Genomic DNA, 18,479 nt, shown 5'->3' with positions numbered 1-18,479 from the left:
GAGGATTTCCGTGAAGCCATCTTCGATCTTGGCACGCGGTATAGACTTGCTCTTGGCCTCGCAACCTCGCGTCATGCAGAAGTAATAGGGATAGTGCTTGTACTTTCCCTTAGACCAAGCCGCTGTCATAGCGTTCCCGCAGCAATCACAAACGACGTGACCCCTTAGAGGGAAGTCTTCATTGAAGTCTTTGCGAGCCGCAGGGCGACGCTTCTTGCCTTCGATGAGATCGAGAATGCGTTGATGGGTTTCGAAGGAAATGAGGCCTTCGTGTTTCCCTTTTCGCAGCGACACACCGAGCTTGGGAGACTCGACGTAACCTGCATAAACGACCTTCTCCAAGAGCCGCTTCACCGTCATGGGCCGAAGCGTTCCGTCTTTTTTGTCCTTGGGGAAGTACGGATCAGCCTCCAAGAAGCGCTGCACTTCGGCTTGTGAGGCAAAGCGCCCACTCGCATAACCTTCTAAGGCTTGACGTACAGACGAGGCGACGGGCTCATCTAATACGAGCCTCTTACCGCCGTTTTCCGTGTCTTTGATGTATTTGTACCCGATAGGTGCTCTGGTAATCCAAAAACCTAGTTCAACACGGGCACGGCGCTTCTGCTCGTTCTGACGGGCGATCTGCTTACGCTCTAACTCGCCAGCGCCAGCCATCATAAGCTCGAAGAAATCGCCTTCCGGCGTATCGTGGAACTCGAAGTTGAGGCAGCGTAGCTCTACGCCCAAAGCCGCCAATTCGCGGCGGTGGCGCAGATGCAGCTCTGCCGAGCGCGCAAAGCGTTTCAAGTCATCGAAAATGATGACGTATGGCTCACCCTTTTTCGCCTTAAGATAGGCAAGCATGGCCCGCGCCCCAGGGCGCTCCATGAAGTCCAGCCCGCCGGACACATCGTCCGGGAAGACCATCTCGACTTCCCAGCCATTCTCTTCAGCATATTTCCGGCAGCGTTGTTCCTGGCTTTGGAGCCCTGCGCCGTCAACGCGCTGCTTCACCGACGAAACCCGGCAGTAAATGATAGCCTTCGGTACTACCTGCTGTTCAAAATCACTTTTCATGACTCCTGCCTTTCTGGCGCTGGAGGGCGGTTACTCCACCTCCGGCACATCTTCACGATCATCCTTTTCTGAGCTGTCCTTGCAGTCTAGCGCATCTGGCTCAGCAGCGCGCCACTCTTCGCTGAGATCGTCTGGTTTTCCACAGACTTCCTGCAAGGGATGAACACCGTAGCCAAGCTCGACAACGGTAACGATGATCGACCAGAGCGCTTCCAGAACTTCGCGCTTCTGCGCTTCGGTTAGATCGGCGCTGTCCAGCATGTGCTGGTAGCGCTCCACATCAATACGAAGCGTTCCGTTTACCGCATGCGAGAACGCCTGCGGCAGGTCAATGTCATGGCCATCCATCACTGCTCCACCTCCTTTTGCACATGCGAGATCGCTGTCTCGATTGGCCCATTGGCCGCATGAGTGGTCACGTGATCGTGGTTTGTTGATTGGTACTGCTCCGGTTTCTCTGCGCGTTCCTGGCGCTCCGGATTATGGGTTGTTTGCTGGACGATCATTCTGTGGAGGCCGCTACGGACCTGCCGTTCGCCCAAACCCTCAACTCCTATTTTACCACTCCTCGAAATATCCATGCAAATTTACCTCTCACGCTCTGGCCCGCTATAGTCGCGGGCTAACCCAAAATCCTGTCGTGCTTTTTCTGGCCTATTTAGGAAGTTTTCCCATTCACGCGCCATCTCCTGACGCTGGCCAGCCCTTACGAAATCGAGCGCAGCCTGCCGCGCGGCCTCCTGATCCAGCTCGTAAGTGAGCTTCGGCGGCTCAGGGTTTTGCTGACCCTTCCACGCGAGGCTTTCTCTGGTCGCGATCCCGGCCCCGGCCACATGGGCCGGATTAGGGAGGTTTTCGCGGCGATAGGTGGTCTTGCCATCAGCGGCGGCTGTGAATGTATCCTTCACATCACCGCCCCCGATCTCTGCCACGCTCACGCGTGCGCGTTTCGGCCTGCGCTTGCAACTGAGCTTCCTGCTCTTGCGCGCGGCTCTGCTCTCTTAGGGTCCGCACGGCCTCGTGGCTGCGGCTGGCCAGATTTGCGAGCGGAAGCAGGTCTTTCTCGCCAAAGCTGTTCGTTTGCTGCCATTCACCATCGCGATCCTGATAGGAACGTGCGAAGGTCGTGTTGTAGTTGGTGCCTTGCTCATGCTGGTTTTCCCAGACTTTGGCGCTCAGGTTGCTTTCCCGCAGCGTCTCTACGGGCATTCTCTTCTGCTCATCACTCATGAGTTCATTCCTTCTACCTAAACTGTGGGATCATTATTTGGACGGGAGGTAGCGCTTGCTGGCTTCCACGAGAAAGCCAATGGTAAGGGTGCCTAGGAACCCGCCGACAAAGTAGTCTTCCGCTAGCAGGAACTCATAGGCGTAAAGGCCGCACGGAATGGCCACCAAAACGTATACCATCCTGAGCAGCGGGCTTTGCTTTTCCCGGACACGCACCTTGGTTTCGATATCAATGATCTTTCTTGGCATTTGAAGTTTCCTTTCAAGGATTGAAGCTTGTGGTCTTCAGGGAGAACGCGTCAGACGGGCCAAAGAGCGGCGCCGAACAGGACGCTCATCCCCACTAATCGGGGTGCGAGCTCTGGATGATCTCCGAACAAATACATCCCAAGGCCCGCCAGCAGCCCGGCGATGACGAGCGCTACAGCGCCAGCGCGCCGTACCCTCCTGAAATCAAAACGTGGCCTTGCAGGCTTTGGTTTTTCGGCCTGTTTGGCCGGGGTCAAAAAAATGATGTTCCACCTCATGGTACTCTCCTTATCTCTGAGGTTTGGGTTGGTAGCCTTCGAGAAAGGCCCATTCACCGCTCTGGTATTGCGGGAATTCTGAGAAAGCCGCTGGCACGGCCTCGCGGATGACGCGGCGCTTGCGCATGCCGAAACGAGTTGGCACGCGGACATGCTCCAGGTCCTTGTCGAAATACGGATTGGGGAAGAACTGCCCGGCGTATTGGCGCAGAGCGTAGTATGGCACCTTGTCCGCAAGGAACGGATCAGAGAGGTAGCCCGGCGCGAAGATCAGCGCTTTGTTCCGGTCAAGCCCGATGATCTCATTCGGCGTGAACAGCGCACGTGCCATCTTGCGCTCGTGGCTTTCTTCACGTTCCAGCGCGTGCATGGCGAGGCCAGCACGCACGGGATCAGCGCCTTCGAATAGCACATCGTGGGTAAGTTCATCGCGTGCCCGCGCGGCGCGTTCCTGCACGAGCGGGTCCGGCAGATGAAGCGTTTGCTGGCCCATCTGTCGGCTGAGATGCTCAGCCGTCTTCAGATCGGAGATGCCGCCGCCCAGGAAGATTTGCAGATCAGAACTGGCAAGCAGCGTGCTCACGCCAGTATGGCCGAGATTGCGCTCAATCTGCGAGAGGCTCTGATAGACAAAGAACGGGGACAGCCCAAAGCCGCGCCCTGCCGTGTAGAGCGTGGCTGCATCCTGGTAGCTGCCCAACAACGAGGCCTCATCACATATGAGGTCAATAACGGGCGCACTTGGCTTGCGCTGCTTCAGGACCCGAATGGTCGAGAAAAATTGCCGGGCGAGAAAGGCATACTGCGCCATCAACTCGGCAGGCATAACAAAGAAGGCAAATACGTCCTGATCGCTGTTGTCAGTCAGTACATCGAGCGAAAAATCCGCTGCTCTGCTTCCGACAAAGCTTTCCTGCAAACGCGGATCGCACAGCGGCGCTAGGGCATTGGTGATCTCACCCATCACCCCTGAAAACGTGCGCTCGCTGTTGCGCGCCATGAATAGCATTTCGGCATAGGTCGCGCGCAGATCGGGTGCGCCGCGAGCAGCCATTGTCGCGGCGAGATTTTCCCAAGCATCCAAGCTGGACCGGATTAAGCCGATCAACTCAAACAGGCGAAGATAAGAGACCTCACCATCCAGGGCGACAAGTCCACGGATCAGAGCTTGAAGCCAGTCTTGGGCCATTTCCTGGAAGAATTTTGAATTCTCGCCCGCGGTGACGGCAATCAGCAGTTCAGTCGCATGTCGGCAATCGGCAACCAAACTCGGCGAGTCTAGCACCAGATGCGCCCAGAGGTTGATCCGATGATTGGGCAGGCCATGCAGAGCGAACGGGTTGATAGTGTAGACCTTGGCCCCGCGATGAATGAGGCCAGGGCCGATGACGGCAGCCAGCTCCCCCTTGGGATCGACAATCGCCATGCGGACAGCTTTCCGCGCTGCGCGCCCCAAAACTGAGAAAAATCGCCGCCGAGTACCGCGACCAACCGCAGCGAGGATATGGCTCAAGACAGTCGTGAACTTTCCCGCACCCGCGCCGGAGATAAGCAGAGCGCCAGCGGACGTAGAATGCGTTAGCATCCGGCGACCCAAAAAACCGAACGGCATGCCGCCAGGATCACGAAAGGCATGTAAAACCTCATCGCTCTCCGCGAGCCGGGCCGATCCGTAGGGATGCTCGAACGCGTTCATCGACGCACGCTCAGCATCATGATGAACAGCGTCATGGTCACGTAGAGCGCAACGTAGGCGAGCAGGAAGCTCAGCGGAAAGCAGGCGAGCATCCACAAGAACGAGATGAAGTTCACGACGCCCTGTGAATACGATCTGCTTGCCACCTCGACGACGAGTTCTCGCGTCAACTCATTGACACTAGGCGCGCCCAAGAGCGCCGCCATGAAAGCCATCACCAGAGCCAGCCACATCAAGCCATTAACGAGCGGGCTTTTCTTTTGTCCGTATTGACCACGCACTTGGGCACATCTCCTTTGTCCGCTCGGAATTCAGGCCGAGCGAGAGTGTTTTCGGATGATCAAGAATTCATCCGAATTAGATTGTCAGTTTTGTCCGGGAGCACTCCAACGAGTGCCTATGCATTTAAAGTTCGGTGAGATCGGCGAGCCTTCAAGGCTTTTTTCTTTTGAACGGGTCTAATTCAACCGAAACACCTAGTAATCTGCATAATCTACGGGGCGTTAAACCTACTCCACTTTTAGCCCCGGAAAGCCAGCAGAACGGCTTTCTCGCTCTTACACGCAGGAGGTCTCAGGATTGCCCCTAAAGGCGGACCCCGCTGCCACTCCTTGAGCTACGAGTTTTCCTCGATTGTTCAATAAGAGTTCAAGTTGAGATTATGTGATCGATGGGTGACGAGAACCTATGGCAGAGGTACTTTAGAGCCTCAGCGGGTCCTGTTTCACTTTGATGGCGCACACAGGGGGATAAGAGCCGACGCAAGATGTGTGTTGTACTACAACACATCTTGGCAAGGGAGCCCGCTGCGCGCTCCCGTTGCATCCCTCCGGCTGTTGGCTCTTGTGGGGCATGCGAACCCACTTCAGAGCCACATGGGAAACTTCGCTTTCCCAAACCCATCGACTTGAGGGCGTTCCTGCCCCCTAGACCCCTGACAATGCCATTGAGGCCACTTCATGGAGACCAACCTTCCGCAGTTTGGATGCCGCCATCTTGTCAAAGATGCATCATGATCAAGGGGCCTATCGCCGCCCCCTGAACCCAGCTCGTCAGACTTGGAAGATTGCCCTTCCACCGACACCGAACCATGCACAACCGGACGCCCGATTGATCAACGCCAAGGAACGCCCTTGGATGCGGGGTGAATTCTACATCGCAAGCAATTCTATGTGGATCGCAACCATAGCCCAGGTGTCGCGCGTGCAATACGCGACAAGGTCATCATAGACCTTCTCACGCATTGGATCGTTTGGATTGGTCAGCGTCACGTCCTTCCAGAGGCGAGAAGCGCTCGCTCCTTCTTTGATGTCCAGATCGTCATAAGAAAGCTCTGGCAGTAAAGCAGGTAGAACGGCCTTGATGGATGCACTGCCTTTGAACGCAGGATCGTTGATGACCTCATCCGCAAAAGGCTTCATCAGATCGATCACTCGATCATTCAGTCCTTCTAGAAAATCCGCATATTCGGGGAAAGCCGCCGCCATCTCCTTGTTGCGTGATTTCTCGAACGGCTCGTACCACACCAGAACAGAGCCAGTATCCCCTACATCGTCGCAAAGCCTTTCGAGCAAGGCAGGCATCGGATTGCCAGCGTCGCGGTGCAGGTATTCCCTGTGCTCGATATCGCCGCCAGGCTCACGCTGGATATGCAGCGAATACTGAAACGGTACTTGCTGATATGGGCGTGTTCCGTCCCAAGGTGGAAGCAAGCTCTGTGATGTCTCGTAGTCGAGGTAGTAAACCGGGTAGGAAATCTCTCCCAAAAACCTACTCAGCGCCTCGTGATCGATGGTGCGTTCTCCGCTACCCAATGCGCGTAGGTAGCGCTGCGTTGACTTGCCGAGCGCCGATGCGTCAACAATCTGATCGATCTTCGCAATCCCGTTCTCAAGCAGCTCAGACGCTTTCTCAGCATTGATGAACGGCAGATGGTAGATGCTGTCTTGTGCAAGCGGCGGGTCGAGTTTCTCGCGGATTTCGAGCCACTCATCATAGGATTTCAGTCTTGCGCGTTCTGGTGCCGGATCAGGCATAGCATCGCTCGCAGCAACATTGAGCGCCTGATCTATCCAAACTCGCGTGCTTTCAAGCCGATCTTCAACTGCTTCTGTGATGTCTGTGATGGCGACAAGCTCCCTTGGTTCGATCTCACCATCTCGGACATAGTCGCGGTTCACATGCGCAACCTCGCAGCGCTTTATGGGGAAACCAGCGGCCTCAAGCACAACACGTTGGAAGGCAAGGTCGAACGTGTGCTCTGGCTTCGCAGACGTCCCACTCTTGATTTCTGTCAGGGCATATCCATCGCCATCTTGGCTAACGATGTCAGAGATACACGTGGTCGATCCTCTTTCGTAGCGCCCCTGCGCGACAGTGCTCGCACCGTTCTGCCAGGTCTCCAGAGTTCGCGCTGGCAGCGATTGGTAGCTCTCAAAGTCTGAGAAGCCGAGTCGAGTTAGACCTGGGAACAGAGATTCAGCGTAAGGCTCGAATGCGTGTCCCTCGTCAAAGCGTGCTTGAAGTGCTGCATCGACAGGTGGAAGGAGATGTCTCGCATGCTTCTTAATCCAGAGCCAGGCTGGATGCCTCAAGAACAGCATATACTCTGACTTCGATATCTGCATGGGAACGCTACGCCATCTGACGCTCAAGTTTGATCTTCCTTTTCTCCCAATCCGGCATGACGCGCCTTAGAAGATCAAAGAAATCCGGCCCATGATGGGGGTACTCAATGTGGCAAAGCTCATGTGTAATCACGTAGTCAATCGCTTCGGTCGATGCGCCGATAAGTGAACGATTCAGAACCAAGTTGCCTCGCTGAGTCATCGATCCCCAACGATGGCTTAGATCCCGAATTATCATCCCCTTCGGTGTCATCTTTTCAGGATCAGCAAAACGCTGCTGTGAAATCGCTAGGCGTTCAGAGAATTTGATCTTGGCACGCTGAAGAAGCCATTCCCGCAAGAGCTCACGCGTTTGCTCCTCGCGTCGAGGCTTGGTGCTCCAAATGAATATATGCCCGCGCTGCATCTTAACGATGTTCTGAATACTAGGTAGAACCTTGAGCTTATATTGGCGTCCCAGATAAAGATGTGTTTCGCCAGCGAGGTAGCGCCTCTCAGGTGTTCGCGGCTGGAACTGGTCAAAGTAACGAAGTTGCTTAAATATCCACGGAGCACGCTTTTTGACCTTTTCAACAATCCTCTCTTCACTGGCTTCTTCAGGTGCAAGCACAGCTACGGTTTGGTCGGGTAGTACGTTAATCGAAAGGGTCTTTCGATCTCGCCGCTCGACAGAAAAACGGATTGTCTCGCTTCCAAAATCGGTCTCAAGCACTTCGAGGTTCATCCTGGAAACCTCGCCCGCGCGATATCCATGATCCGCAGTTCGATATCGTCGAGCTGATCAAGAGGCAGCTCTATTCCTTTTTCGTCACGGACAACGTCAAAGAAGTAGTCATCAATAGCATTCCTCATGTTGTTTTGTGCAACCTCGTTCGACCACACATCCACAATGTGATGCTCTTTGACGATGCTTATGATCGACTGTGCCACATCGGCAGTCACCGCATCATCAACACCGCCATTGATCGATTTCAGTATCGGCTCAAGAACACCGAAGACCGCTTGAGCGTCTGTATCGGCCTTAATGCTCTCTGGTACGTCGCGACCATGATCACGGCGAGCCACGCGTCCAGCCAGATCAACAACAGACTTCAAGTAATCCTTCTCTGAAATCCGCTTCTCGCGATAATCGCGGATGGTTTCAGCAAGCATCTGCGAAAACTGCATGTAGAAGGATGGGTCTTCATCCATTTTCTCTGTGATCGTGCGCTTCGTCGCGCTGGCAATTCTGTCTGCCTTCGATGCCGCCGTTGTGCCTTCCTCTTCGATAACCGCATTAAGTGCGTTTGGATCGTTGATGTTCACGAGATCAATGATGACCTCGGCTGGCTTGGCTGTAACGTGATCGTCCAGAAGCTTCTGAATTTTCGGCTCGAACTCCTTCAAATCGACAGTTTCTTGGTAGCGAAGCTGAACCGACCGCTTCAGCTCGGAAAACGCTTTCCAGTCTTTTGTGAAGGTAGTGATCTTCTTCTCATCAAAAACATCGTAAAGCTTTTCAGATGAAAGCGAGATGTGGAGACAACGGCCATATTCCTTCAGCCGTCTATAAAATTCATGGCGCTTGGCCTCATCAGAAAGATATTGCTCAAACTCCTCCATGTCCTTCTTGTTGCGAACTTCCTTGAAGACATCCCAGAGCTGATCATGGAGCTGCGGTAATCTGCGGATTTCCTCTCGGATGTCGTGCAGTGTTCCGGCAACGTCATCGCTATCGAAACCTTCAAATGCGCTATAGGTCGTCAGCGCTTTATCAAGCTCTCCGAGCAGACCTTCATAGTCGATGATGAAGCCAAATTGCTTCTCCTGCTCATCATCCTCGTACAGACGGTTCACGCGCGCGATGGCTTGAAGCAGGTTATGCTCACGCAGAGGCTTACAGACATAGAGAACGGTGTTACGTGGCGCGTCGAAGCCCGTTAACAGCTTCGATACGACGATCAGGATTTCTGGATCGCCAGAACCTTTGAATGAAGTGATGATTTGTCGGTTATATTCATCCTCGGTTTTGTACTTGGCCATCATCTTGTCCCAGAACTTACGCACCAAGTCCTTGGATTCCTGATCGACCTCTTCGTTACCTTCTTTGTCGTCGGGAGCTGAAATCACGATCTCGCTCGTGACGTGACCAATCTCATCTAGCATCTCTTTGAAACGAACGGCGGCAGCTTTTGAAGGTGCAACTAGCTGCGCCTTGAAGCCCGTGCCTTGCCAGTATTTGCGATAATGTTCTGAGATGTCGAAGGCCTTTGCGCGAATGGCCTGACCCGTCTTCGAGAGAGCATCCATCCTTGAAAACTTGCGCTTCAGGTCAGCCTTCTGCTTGTCGGTCAGACCTTCGCTGATCTTCTCGAACCAGGTGTCAACGACATCGCCGCTGACTTGTTGTTCGACCATGCGCCCCTCGTAGAGAAGGGGTACAACCGCCTCATCCTCGACCGCTTCATCAATCGTGTATTTGTGAATCAGACCGCCGAACGTATCGAGCGTGTTTTTCTCTTTCTTTAGAAGCGGCGTACCCGTGAACCCTAAGTAGCAGGCGTTGGGCAATATCCGCCGCATCTTCAAGGCAAACTTGCCGTGGCCGCCATAGCGCCCCGTTTGGCTACGGTGGCTCTCGTCCACGAGGACGAAGATGTCGGCACTCTCATCCTTAAAATCGCTCGACTTCATCGCCGTGTCGAACTTGTTGATGATGGTTGTGACGAGCGGTGTCTTGTTCGCAATCAAGTCGATCAAATTCGAGCCCGTCGCCGCGCGTACAGGCTCAAGTTCGCAAGACTTGAAAGTTCCTTTGATCTGCTTGTCCAGGTCATCACGGTCAGTGACGATCAGAATACGGGGGTTCTTGACCGCCTTGTCGAGCGCGAGTGCCCGACCGAGCATGACCATTGTCAGGCTCTTGCCCGATCCTTGGGTGTGCCAGATGACGCCGCCCTTGCGACGACCATCGATATCGCGCGTCTTCAGGCGCTCAATTGCAGTTCTGATGCTGAAAAATTGTTGGTGACGGGCGATCTTTCGCACGCCCGCATCGAACACGGTGAAGCGGCGAACAAGATCGAGCAGTCGCTCTGGGCGGCAAAGCGCGTAGACGGCGCGATCCTGCTCGCTGATCGACCGATGCCCAGCCGCCGCAAGCTCCTCGAAGAAACGCCGTGCGTCAGCCAGATCGCCAGAAAAGACGGCGTTCTTCTCTTCCTCCGTCAGAGGGCGGTTGATCGCAGCCTCGATGACCGCGTCTTTGTCTTCTTCATCCCGCCAAATCTGCCAAAACTTACGAGGCGTCCCGACAGTTGCATAGCGGGCTTCCTGCCGCTTCATGCTCATCAAGAGCTGCGCATAGTGGAAGAGCTGCGGGATATTGTCTTCGTTCTGATATTTGATGAGCTGGCTGTCCGCCTTCTTTAGCGACTCCGTGGGGCGCTTGTTCTCGATCACGATGAAGGGAATGCCGTTCACGAAACAGACGATATCGCAGCGACGCGTCGCCGTGCTGGCCGTCCTCTCGACCGTCATCTCGGCGGTGACATGAAAGACGTTGTTTTCAGGATTTTCCCAGTCAATGTACTTAAAGGAGTAACTCTTGCTGTCTCCTTCGATGGCCTTGGAGATCGTTGTCCCCAACACCATCAAGTCATACAAATCTTGGTTTGTACCGCGCAGACCCTTCAGCTTGTCCGGCGTCGGCTTCAAGCGACGAAGCGCTTCGTGTGCGTCTTCCAGGTCGAAAGCATAGTTCTTTCCGCGATAGCTGTAGCTGTTCAGCTTCAACATCTGCTCAACGACAATGTCGTCGAGGATGACGTTGCGGGTCTTTCCTCTTAGCGTGTCGACCTGAGCCTGAGACAGCGGCTTGAAGCCGAGCGCTATCAATGTCTGGATCGCAGGAATCTGCGACTGGTGCTTTTCGGCGGGGTTGAACCCATGCTGTGGGTTGTGCTCGTTCATGCCAGCCTCTTTGAATTGGTTATGTAGCGCTGACCCGATAGCGGCGCTTCATAGAGGCCGTCATCCAAGAACCTGAGAAGCTTCTTCACTTCCGCACGGTCTCCAGGCATAACGATCTTTCCTGCGTTCACGGTAATCCCCATGCCGACAGCGTTCGCTGCCGTCTCAATCTGCGGCACCGTGTAATTGTCGAGCGTACCGCTACGATTGATAGCGTGCATGAGTTTGCGTGAAACCTGGTCTGCGGAATCTAGGAACGCAGCCGTGTCCGCCACTTCAAAAGACGCGTGATCTGCGAAGTCCTGAACTTCCTGATCAGTTGCCACTTTGTAGGCATCGACCAAGTCTACAATCGCACGAACTTTGTGGAAACTCTTGAACTTCAGCTTGCCTCCCTCAACGATGCATGCGAGCGAGTTATCGAGCGAGAATGCTTGATCCGTCATGCGGCGGAATGCGTTCCCATCTTGAAGCAATGAAAACCGCCGCGACAGCATCTGGCGTGCCGAAAACTGCTGGATGAGCACCTTGGATGCGCCGTTATTCACTTCTCCTGTGAAAAGTGCGCGAATATTCTCCTGATCGAAGGCGGCTGTATATAGGTCGGGTATCGCAACGGCGTTGGCGTTGATTGTGTCGACGAACATCTGCGCATCAGGCGGAACGTCCATCACCAAAAACTCATCCTCGTCTGGCTTCCAGCTTCCGTCGAAATCGACCTCATTTGCCACACCATCACGAAAACGACCTTCCTGATCGGCGAAAACCGCCTGAACGGCGTTTTGAACATTCAGGTCAAGACGAACGCGCTTTGCGATAAGTTCATCCCCGATACGGCAGGCTGCAAAAAGGTTCTGGGGCATAATCAACGATCTCCTAATTCAATAACGATATACTCTGTGAGTTGCCCAACGCTGATGACTTCACTAGCGCTCTTCAGCTGTCTCTTCGTGATCAGCACATAAGTGACACCTTCCTTGGTGCCGACTTTGTAAAAGTGCCATCCCATGAGCCCTAGCAACGGGCTGAAGTGGTAGTTGTAGCCAGTAGCGACGACTGCCGCGAAAATCAGGATAGCGGGCAGCCACACCTGCCAATTCAGAGCATCAAACTGAGCCGTAAAAAGTGGCAAAAGGTACAGAAGCAGAAATGCGATGTTCTCGCGATCAGCCGCTTCAACGCATACCGCCTCGAACTTCATTCGTTCGAGGTTGTCCTTCGCGTAACGCAATAGCCAGAGGCACACTACCGCCAGTGCAATACAGGCGATGACTAGCGCCACAGCCATAGTTGTCTCACCATCCTGGTAAGCAACCCAGCCGTACGTGAGCAGCACAGGGGCGATGGCCGTGCTCGTTAGAGCAGTCTTCGCCACACCGTTCAGCATAGCGAGCTCCTAACTATCGGCATCTCTTTTCCCACTATCTTCATGCCGCTACCTCATCTTCTTTCGAGACTTCGACGCGCCATTCACCCGTCAACAATTTTTGCATTAAACCGCGTTTTTGTTCGGATAGAGCTTCGAGTTGCTTTTTGATTAGCTCTATCTCGCGATTTGATTGGTCAAGGGTTGCAGAAATGCGCTCCTGTTCCGGCAAAGTGGGAAGATCCACCACCATTTCTGATAGTGCCGAAAAGCGTAGGGCTTTCCGGGTTCCGCCCTGTGTTTCGCGAGCCAACAGCTGAGCGAAGTAGCTCGAATTTAGAAAATGCGCGAGAAATGAAGGATTGACGCCATGCGCGGTAAAGACCCCATAAGCAGGGCTGATGATACCCTGCTCATGCTTTAGCAGTCTGTTGAATACGAAAAGGCCATCGTCGCTCATTGAGCGATAAGTGAAGTCACCTCTCTCAACAACTTTGTAGCCAGTATTGTCGCTACTTGTCACTTGTTTGGAGAAGTACTCCGACTGAAGAAATACGCCGCGGCGGGATGAGGTCAGCACAGGGAACTGATTGTGTTTCGTGCTTCGAATCTTCACTTCTACTAGGATGTCACCAAGCTTCGTCGCTACCCAGTTTCGACGCGTCTCTTTTTCGCCTATCACTTGCCATTCGATCCAACGATGAAATCGCTCCTTGGCAGCGATCAGCTCCTCAAGCTTCTCGATAGCTTCATCCCATGTCTCCAGGATTGCTGTAATCTTTCGCTGCTCTGATAACGGTGGAAGCAATATCGGCAGTTTTTCTAGCGCAGCTTTGGTGAGTTTGTAGCGACCAGCCCCCTGTCGAGTGAGCGAGTGCGAAATGTCGCGGTGCTGAAAGAAATACAAGAACCAACCGACGGTACAAAAAGAGGTGCCGCCAATAATGTGCGCGTGATTGTTGACGTTAAACTTCCCGCTAACGCGAAGTGTCTGCGGCTTCGAGGTGGAGTCTAAGAAGTGGTCACCATCTTCGCCAATAAGCGCGAAGTCGCCCTCTGCTCTGTACTCATTAATCGTATCTAGCACCCCGGTAGGGCCGTAGTAGGGATAGTCGCCTTGCATAGACGCACGAACATCAACGGAGAGCGGAAGGCGAAGTTCATTCCTGATTGAACAAGCTTGCCCAACATCGCCTAGCTCCCATCCCTTTGGCACCTCCTCAACGCCAAGGCGTTGGAGTTGTCTATGAGCTCGTGAATGCTTGCTCTGTCTTTCTGGTGTTTCTTCGGTGGCCTCAAGCATCGATCCCAAGCTCCTTCAGGTGTACGGCCATTCTCTTGCGTACGTCCGCGAGCTCAGACTCGATCCGGGCGATGTCGACCTGAACTGAGGCCACATCAATTTCCTCTTCGGGCTCAAACGTGTCTACATACCGTGGAATATTTAAGTTGAAGTCGTTCTCTGCGATTTCCTCGCTATCGGCGAGGTGCGAGTATTTTTCTAGCTCTTTCCTGCCGCCGAACGTGTCGATGACTTTGGCAATGTGGCTATCATCCATGACATTGACAGTTTTGCCAGGCGTGAAGTCCTTGCTAGCATCGATGAATAGCACGTCCTTGCGATCTTCATTTGCGCCACCTTCTTCACGCGAACGGTCGAAGACGAGGATTGCGACTGGGATTCCCGTAGTCGTGAACAGGTTGGCGGGCAGGCCGATCACGGCATCAAGAAGGTTTTCTTCGATTAGCTGCTGCCGGATTTTACCCTCAGCGCCACCACGGAACAGAACGCCATGCGGGACAATAACGGCTACGCGGCCCGACTGCCGTTTGGCGATCTCAATCATATGCGTGATGAAGGCGTAGTCACCTTTGGACTTGGGCGGAATGCCACGCCAGAAGCGATTGTACTGATCCGTGTCCGCATCCTCTGCACCCCACTTATCCAGTGAGAATGGCGGATTGGCGAGCACAACATCGAACTTTTGAAGATGATCGCCTTCAACCAGCGCGGGGCTGTTTAAAGTATCGCACCACTCAATCTTGGCGGCGTCTTTGGCGTGTAGGAACATATTCATGCGCGCTAGCGCCCAGGTCGCGCCGTTTACTTCCTGCCCGTAGAGAGCGAAGTTATCCGAGCCGACTTCCTCGGCAGTTCGGATCAAAAGCGAACCCGAGCCACAGGCAGGGTCGCAAATGGTATTGCCTGCCTTCGGTGCGGCGAGCTTTGCCAAAAGTCCAGACACCGCTGCCGGGGTAAAGAACTCGCCTGCCTTCTTGCCCGCATCAGAAGCGAAGCGCGAGATCAGGTAGATATAGCACTCACCGATGATGTCCTCTTTGACGCGTGAGGGCCGGAGGTCGAGGGCAGGCTTGTTGAAATCTTCAAGCAGATTCTTAAGGCGGCGGTTGCGATCCTTAGTACGTCCGAGGTTGCTCTCGGAGTTGAAATCAATGTTTCGGAACACGCCTTCGAGCTTGGCGCGGTTCGAGTCTTCGATCTTCTCCAGCGCCATGTTGATGAGTTCACCAATATTCGGCTCATTGCGCTGCTCATAGAGGTCGTAGAAACTCGCACCCTCAGGCAAGTAGAAGCGCTCGCGCTCCATGCGGCGGCGAATGCGCACATCATCATCGCCGAATTGCTCGCGGTAGGTTTCAAAGTGGTCGTTCCAGAGGTCTGAAATATACTTCAGGAACAACATCACCAGGATGTAGTCTTTGTACTGGGCAGGATCGACTGCGCCACGGAACGTATCGCAAGCCGCCCATGCCGCGTTGTTCACTTCCGCCTGTGTTAGATTATCGTTCATTTTCAATTCCTTTCGCGTCTTATTGTGGGGCGGGAGACATCCCCGCCCCAACTGTTTTCTCAAATCAATCCACAGGGCGGACTGTACTGCTTACGAAGTTCGCGTTCGATTTGCTTGCGGCTCGGCGCGTCGACATAGATCGCAGCGACATTAAGCTGAGCGTGGCCTTGTCCGCGCCAGCAAAGGGCACGGTCATGATTTGTGACGCGTTCGCGGATGTTCTCAGACTCGCCGACATCCACAACGCTCCAACGCGCCGTCATGTTGCGGCGACCAAGAATCACATAGACGCCCGAACGGGGCTGAAGGCAGTTATCGTTGCCGAAGGGGCCTTCGGCATGGTAGTTTCCAATGTTGATGGACATTATTCACCTCTTGAGTTTGTCCGTTGCACTTTGCCCGTATGCTTAGTCGGCTGACGGGCAACAGGATGCCCAGCTTCATTGCCGTGAAGCTGGGCGTTTCGCACCTGACGCAGCAGGGCGAAGCTCATGAATTCTTCTTTCTTGTCGGCGAGCTCGCGAAGGAGGCTAGCCTCTTGCGAGGCTAGCCGACTTACTTCGACGATAAGCCGCTGGGTTTCCAAATCGGGAATGCTGACGGACAGCTCGTCCAGGCATTCGCGCGAGATCATCCGCAGTTTTGTTCCGCGCGCACAGGAGTCGAAGTAGCGCTGCGCTTCTGGTTGGTTGATCAGCCAGGTCAGATACTCCGGGAGAACTTCGTCGCGATGCGCACGGAGGATAATGAGCGGCAAGAGGGCGATAGCTTCATCGCCTGCGGAACCCACAGCCATATGTGCTGTGTTCCTGTCTCCGCGCGAGCGGAAAAGGATATCGCCTGAAGATACCAGGTAGCGATCTACCTTTCCCTCAAGCTTGAAGCGTGAAGCTTGCGCGAGAGGGACGTCGCTCTGCGCCTGCAAGTCGCGGAGTTGGAGGGCTGGCAGACCAGCGATCTCATCTTCGACGAGCGCTGAGCGCGCCGTGAATCCGCCCTGGATGTCACACACATCTGCTAGTTTTGTAATTTTTTGTCTGTAGCTCATACCACAGACATACAACCCAACCCACGAGCTGTCAAGTGAATTTTTTGCAGTAGATCGATCTACTGCACTCTAGATGGTGCTTGGATAAGGCCATAGGCCCCGTGCAGCTTCGAAAAGCGCCTTGCCGCGCTCCTCAATCTGCTCCTCGTCCCAATCCTCGTTCTTAATGATCTCTCGGTTCAGAACCAGCAGTGAATGGTCGCTAAGCGCCTCGCGCTTGCCTTTGAAGGGACCATTGCTCACGCTCGCATTCAAAGGCTTGGTCAATACTGTCAGATTGCCGAAGGTGTTTAAGAGGCGATTGCGCCTGACAATCTGCCCAATGTTTGTTTCGTTCTCTTCGCTGGCGAACATCGCTTGAAGGCGCTCATCACTCGTCGGCGTCTCGCCGCTTGGTAGCGGCCAGTGTTCCTCCCATTTAGATGGCAGGATATGTTCGACGGATAGATCGGATGCGAGTTGATCTGTCTCGTGGAACTTCTGGCGCTTCTCGCGCTCGATGGCTTCCAACACCGCTCTTACACGCAAAGGTGTCAGCCTGCGCCCGTAGACAGGCGCAGACATCCAGGCGCTCTCGAATTCCGTGTCACTTGGAAGGCGGGCACTTTCTGAAGTCTGGGCCGATAAGAATTTGGCAAGATTGTTCTTTGAGAAACCGTTGGCTTCGAGATGGCGTAACACGGACAAGAAAAACTTGTTGTAGTTCTTGGTCGTCAGGCCACAGATCGCGCGGCGAACGATGAAAGTCAGGAGGATAGACAGGCATTCCGCCTTTTCATCCTCATCCATCTCCTCGGACCACAAGCGCAGTACCAGCGGGTAAACCGTGGTCACGTCCCAAGGATGGAGTAGCTTGGCGAAGTGCCCAAGCGGATCATCGGCATTTCGTTCGAGCAAGCGTCGATACAGTGCGCCAAAGGCTCTGAGGTCTTGCAGCTCGGACTCGACACTTGGGTATCCGCCAGTCGCTTTGTTGGCCTGTATCTTGATGAAGGCCTTGTACTCGCTGAATAGCTTGGAGAGCGTCACCTCACCTGCGACCTTTCCGGCGATGAAATTCGCAAGGAAGAACTCGATCCGCTCCCTTTTGTAGCGGCCTTGTTTTTCCATCACGCTCCAGAACGGGTCTTCAAAGTCTTTCCAATACTTATCGAAGAGCTTGTCAGCATGTTCGCGCCGCGCATCCGCACGATGAAAGATGTTGTTACGAACAAGGTCTGCGGCAAGGAGCGGCTTGCCTCTCTCGTTCAAGGTCTCGAAAATAACCTGAGCGTCATCGCCTTCTTCAAGCGTGATCTCCACGACCTTGAACTCTTCGATCAGCGCTTCCCACAGCGCGTCCAAACGCAGCTCCATCGCAGCGCGATCTTCATCATGGCCTTCTTCCGACGTGGAAACGGTGTCTTCAGCTTCTTCGTCGTCGACTTCAATCGTTTCCGCGAAGTCGTCTTCCAGATCATCGTTCTCGACAGCATGCTTTATGCGATCAAAGAAATACCCGTATGACCCAAGCAGGTTCGGAACGGTGCTGTATTCATAAATCTTGTCGCGGCGTGCGTAGAAGTATTCGCGATACTTCTTCCGCAGCGCAGAGCGCTCTTCCATTAGGATATCTTGAAAAAGCTCTCGGTCATATTTTGTTGGCCAGACTTTGAATTTCTCAATTTCAGGGTCTTCCATGAGATGTTCTTTCTCATTGAAGAGATATCCCTCGATCAATCCGACCGTATCTTCAAACCCGGCTTGCTTTGCATAGTCTCTGGCCGCTGCCAAGTAGAGCTGGAAGGTGGTTAGGCGCTGTTGACCATCAACGACCTGAAATGACGTCACTTGGCGTGAAGAGGCTGCCCCGCGTGCTTCCAGCACGACCGCGCCCATGAAGTGGGAAAAACGGCGGTCTCGCCCATTGAGGCGTTCGATGGCCTTCGTGCGCACATCATTCCAGAATGGTTCCCATTGCTTGTCCTTCGTCCAAACATAGTGGCGCTGATAAATCGGCACGCAAAAGCGCTGACGGTTTTCAAGGAGTTGCCTGACAGTGACGGGACCTGCTTTCACTTTAATACCTTTCTGCTCTATCACATCATGATACAGGCGGGGTGTGATTTTTCAATGATAACTGAGAGTTATGCCCATGTTCGTGGCGCATCCTCGCGGATCGG

General features: G+C 54.0%; 17 protein-coding genes and 1 pseudogene. All 18 read right to left on the bottom strand.

Annotated elements, in window-relative coordinates:
- Positions 1 to 18: 18 nt before the first annotated feature.
- A pseudogene (locus AC2FIT_RS17845) lies at positions 19 to 1,059 on the bottom strand (recombinase family protein); the annotation flags it as partial.
- Between the two features lie 30 nt (positions 1,060 to 1,089).
- The gene (locus AC2FIT_RS17840) at positions 1,090 to 1,407 is read right to left on the bottom strand and encodes a hypothetical protein (RefSeq protein ID WP_496831379.1); all 318 of its coding nucleotides are present in this window, start codon (positions 1,405 to 1,407) and stop codon (positions 1,090 to 1,092) included.
- 239 nt (positions 1,408 to 1,646) lie between these two features.
- Positions 1,647 to 1,997 (bottom strand): hypothetical protein, encoded by a 351-nt coding sequence (locus tag AC2FIT_RS17835; RefSeq protein ID WP_496831378.1) that lies wholly within the window; start codon positions 1,995 to 1,997, stop codon positions 1,647 to 1,649.
- Entirely contained in the window at positions 1,969 to 2,289 is a 321-nt protein-coding gene (locus AC2FIT_RS17830) for a hypothetical protein (RefSeq protein WP_496831377.1), read from the bottom strand. Before AC2FIT_RS17830 ends, AC2FIT_RS17835 begins: the two co-directional genes overlap by 29 nt.
- A gap of 33 nt (positions 2,290 to 2,322) precedes the next feature.
- A complete protein-coding gene (locus AC2FIT_RS17825; RefSeq protein WP_496831376.1) occupies positions 2,323 to 2,538 on the bottom strand; it encodes a hypothetical protein in 216 nt (71 codons plus the stop codon).
- Positions 2,539 to 2,588: 50 nt separating this feature from the next.
- On the bottom strand, positions 2,589 to 2,816 hold the full coding sequence (locus tag AC2FIT_RS17820) for a hypothetical protein (RefSeq protein ID WP_496831375.1): 228 nt from the start codon (positions 2,814 to 2,816) through the stop codon (positions 2,589 to 2,591).
- A gap of 10 nt (positions 2,817 to 2,826) precedes the next feature.
- Positions 2,827 to 4,512, bottom strand: coding sequence for a type IV secretory system conjugative DNA transfer family protein (locus AC2FIT_RS17815; RefSeq protein WP_496831374.1), 1,686 nt, complete (start codon positions 4,510 to 4,512; stop codon positions 2,827 to 2,829).
- Complete coding sequence (locus AC2FIT_RS17810) at positions 4,509 to 4,745, bottom strand: hypothetical protein (RefSeq protein WP_496831373.1); 237 nt, start codon at positions 4,743 to 4,745, stop codon at positions 4,509 to 4,511. The genes AC2FIT_RS17815 and AC2FIT_RS17810 overlap by 4 nt, the downstream gene beginning before the upstream one ends.
- A 918-nt stretch (positions 4,746 to 5,663) precedes the next feature.
- Positions 5,664 to 7,139 carry a DUF2779 domain-containing protein gene (locus AC2FIT_RS17805; protein ID WP_496831372.1) on the bottom strand — a complete coding sequence of 492 codons (1,476 nt, stop codon included), beginning with the start codon at positions 7,137 to 7,139 and terminating at the stop codon, positions 5,664 to 5,666.
- Between the two features lie 7 nt (positions 7,140 to 7,146).
- Positions 7,147 to 7,863, bottom strand: a complete 717-nt coding sequence (locus tag AC2FIT_RS17800; protein WP_496831371.1) for a M48 family metallopeptidase — start codon at positions 7,861 to 7,863, stop codon at positions 7,147 to 7,149.
- Positions 7,860 to 11,090, bottom strand: a complete 3,231-nt coding sequence (locus AC2FIT_RS17795) for a type I restriction endonuclease subunit R (protein WP_496831370.1) — start codon at positions 11,088 to 11,090, stop codon at positions 7,860 to 7,862. Before AC2FIT_RS17795 ends, AC2FIT_RS17800 begins: the two co-directional genes overlap by 4 nt.
- Positions 11,087 to 11,953 carry a Kiwa anti-phage protein KwaB-like domain-containing protein gene (locus AC2FIT_RS17790; protein ID WP_496831369.1) on the bottom strand — a complete coding sequence of 289 codons (867 nt, stop codon included), beginning with the start codon at positions 11,951 to 11,953 and terminating at the stop codon, positions 11,087 to 11,089. Before AC2FIT_RS17790 ends, AC2FIT_RS17795 begins: the two co-directional genes overlap by 4 nt.
- A 2-nt stretch (positions 11,954 to 11,955) precedes the next feature.
- On the bottom strand, positions 11,956 to 12,477 hold the full coding sequence (locus AC2FIT_RS17785; protein WP_496831368.1) for a KwaA family protein: 522 nt from the start codon (positions 12,475 to 12,477) through the stop codon (positions 11,956 to 11,958).
- 40 nt (positions 12,478 to 12,517) lie between these two features.
- Positions 12,518 to 13,759, bottom strand: a complete 1,242-nt coding sequence (locus tag AC2FIT_RS17780; RefSeq protein WP_496831367.1) for a restriction endonuclease subunit S — start codon at positions 13,757 to 13,759, stop codon at positions 12,518 to 12,520.
- Positions 13,752 to 15,269 (bottom strand): type I restriction-modification system subunit M, encoded by a 1,518-nt coding sequence (locus AC2FIT_RS17775; RefSeq protein ID WP_496831394.1) that lies wholly within the window; start codon positions 15,267 to 15,269, stop codon positions 13,752 to 13,754. Before AC2FIT_RS17775 ends, AC2FIT_RS17780 begins: the two co-directional genes overlap by 8 nt.
- A 59-nt stretch (positions 15,270 to 15,328) precedes the next feature.
- Entirely contained in the window at positions 15,329 to 15,634 is a 306-nt protein-coding gene (locus AC2FIT_RS17770) for a GIY-YIG nuclease family protein (protein ID WP_496831366.1), read from the bottom strand.
- Positions 15,634 to 16,317: a restriction endonuclease subunit S domain-containing protein gene (locus AC2FIT_RS17765; protein ID WP_496831365.1), complete on the bottom strand. Its 684-nt coding sequence runs from the start codon at positions 16,315 to 16,317 to the stop codon at positions 15,634 to 15,636. Before AC2FIT_RS17765 ends, AC2FIT_RS17770 begins: the two co-directional genes overlap by 1 nt.
- Before the next feature lie 69 nt (positions 16,318 to 16,386).
- Complete coding sequence (locus tag AC2FIT_RS17760) at positions 16,387 to 18,399, bottom strand: DUF262 domain-containing protein (RefSeq protein WP_496831364.1); 2,013 nt, start codon at positions 18,397 to 18,399, stop codon at positions 16,387 to 16,389.
- Positions 18,400 to 18,479: the final 80 nt, after the last annotated feature.

This window comes from Ruegeria sp. YTSA135 (genome assembly GCF_059610165.1).
This window is presented reverse-complemented; position numbering and strand designations above follow the sequence as displayed.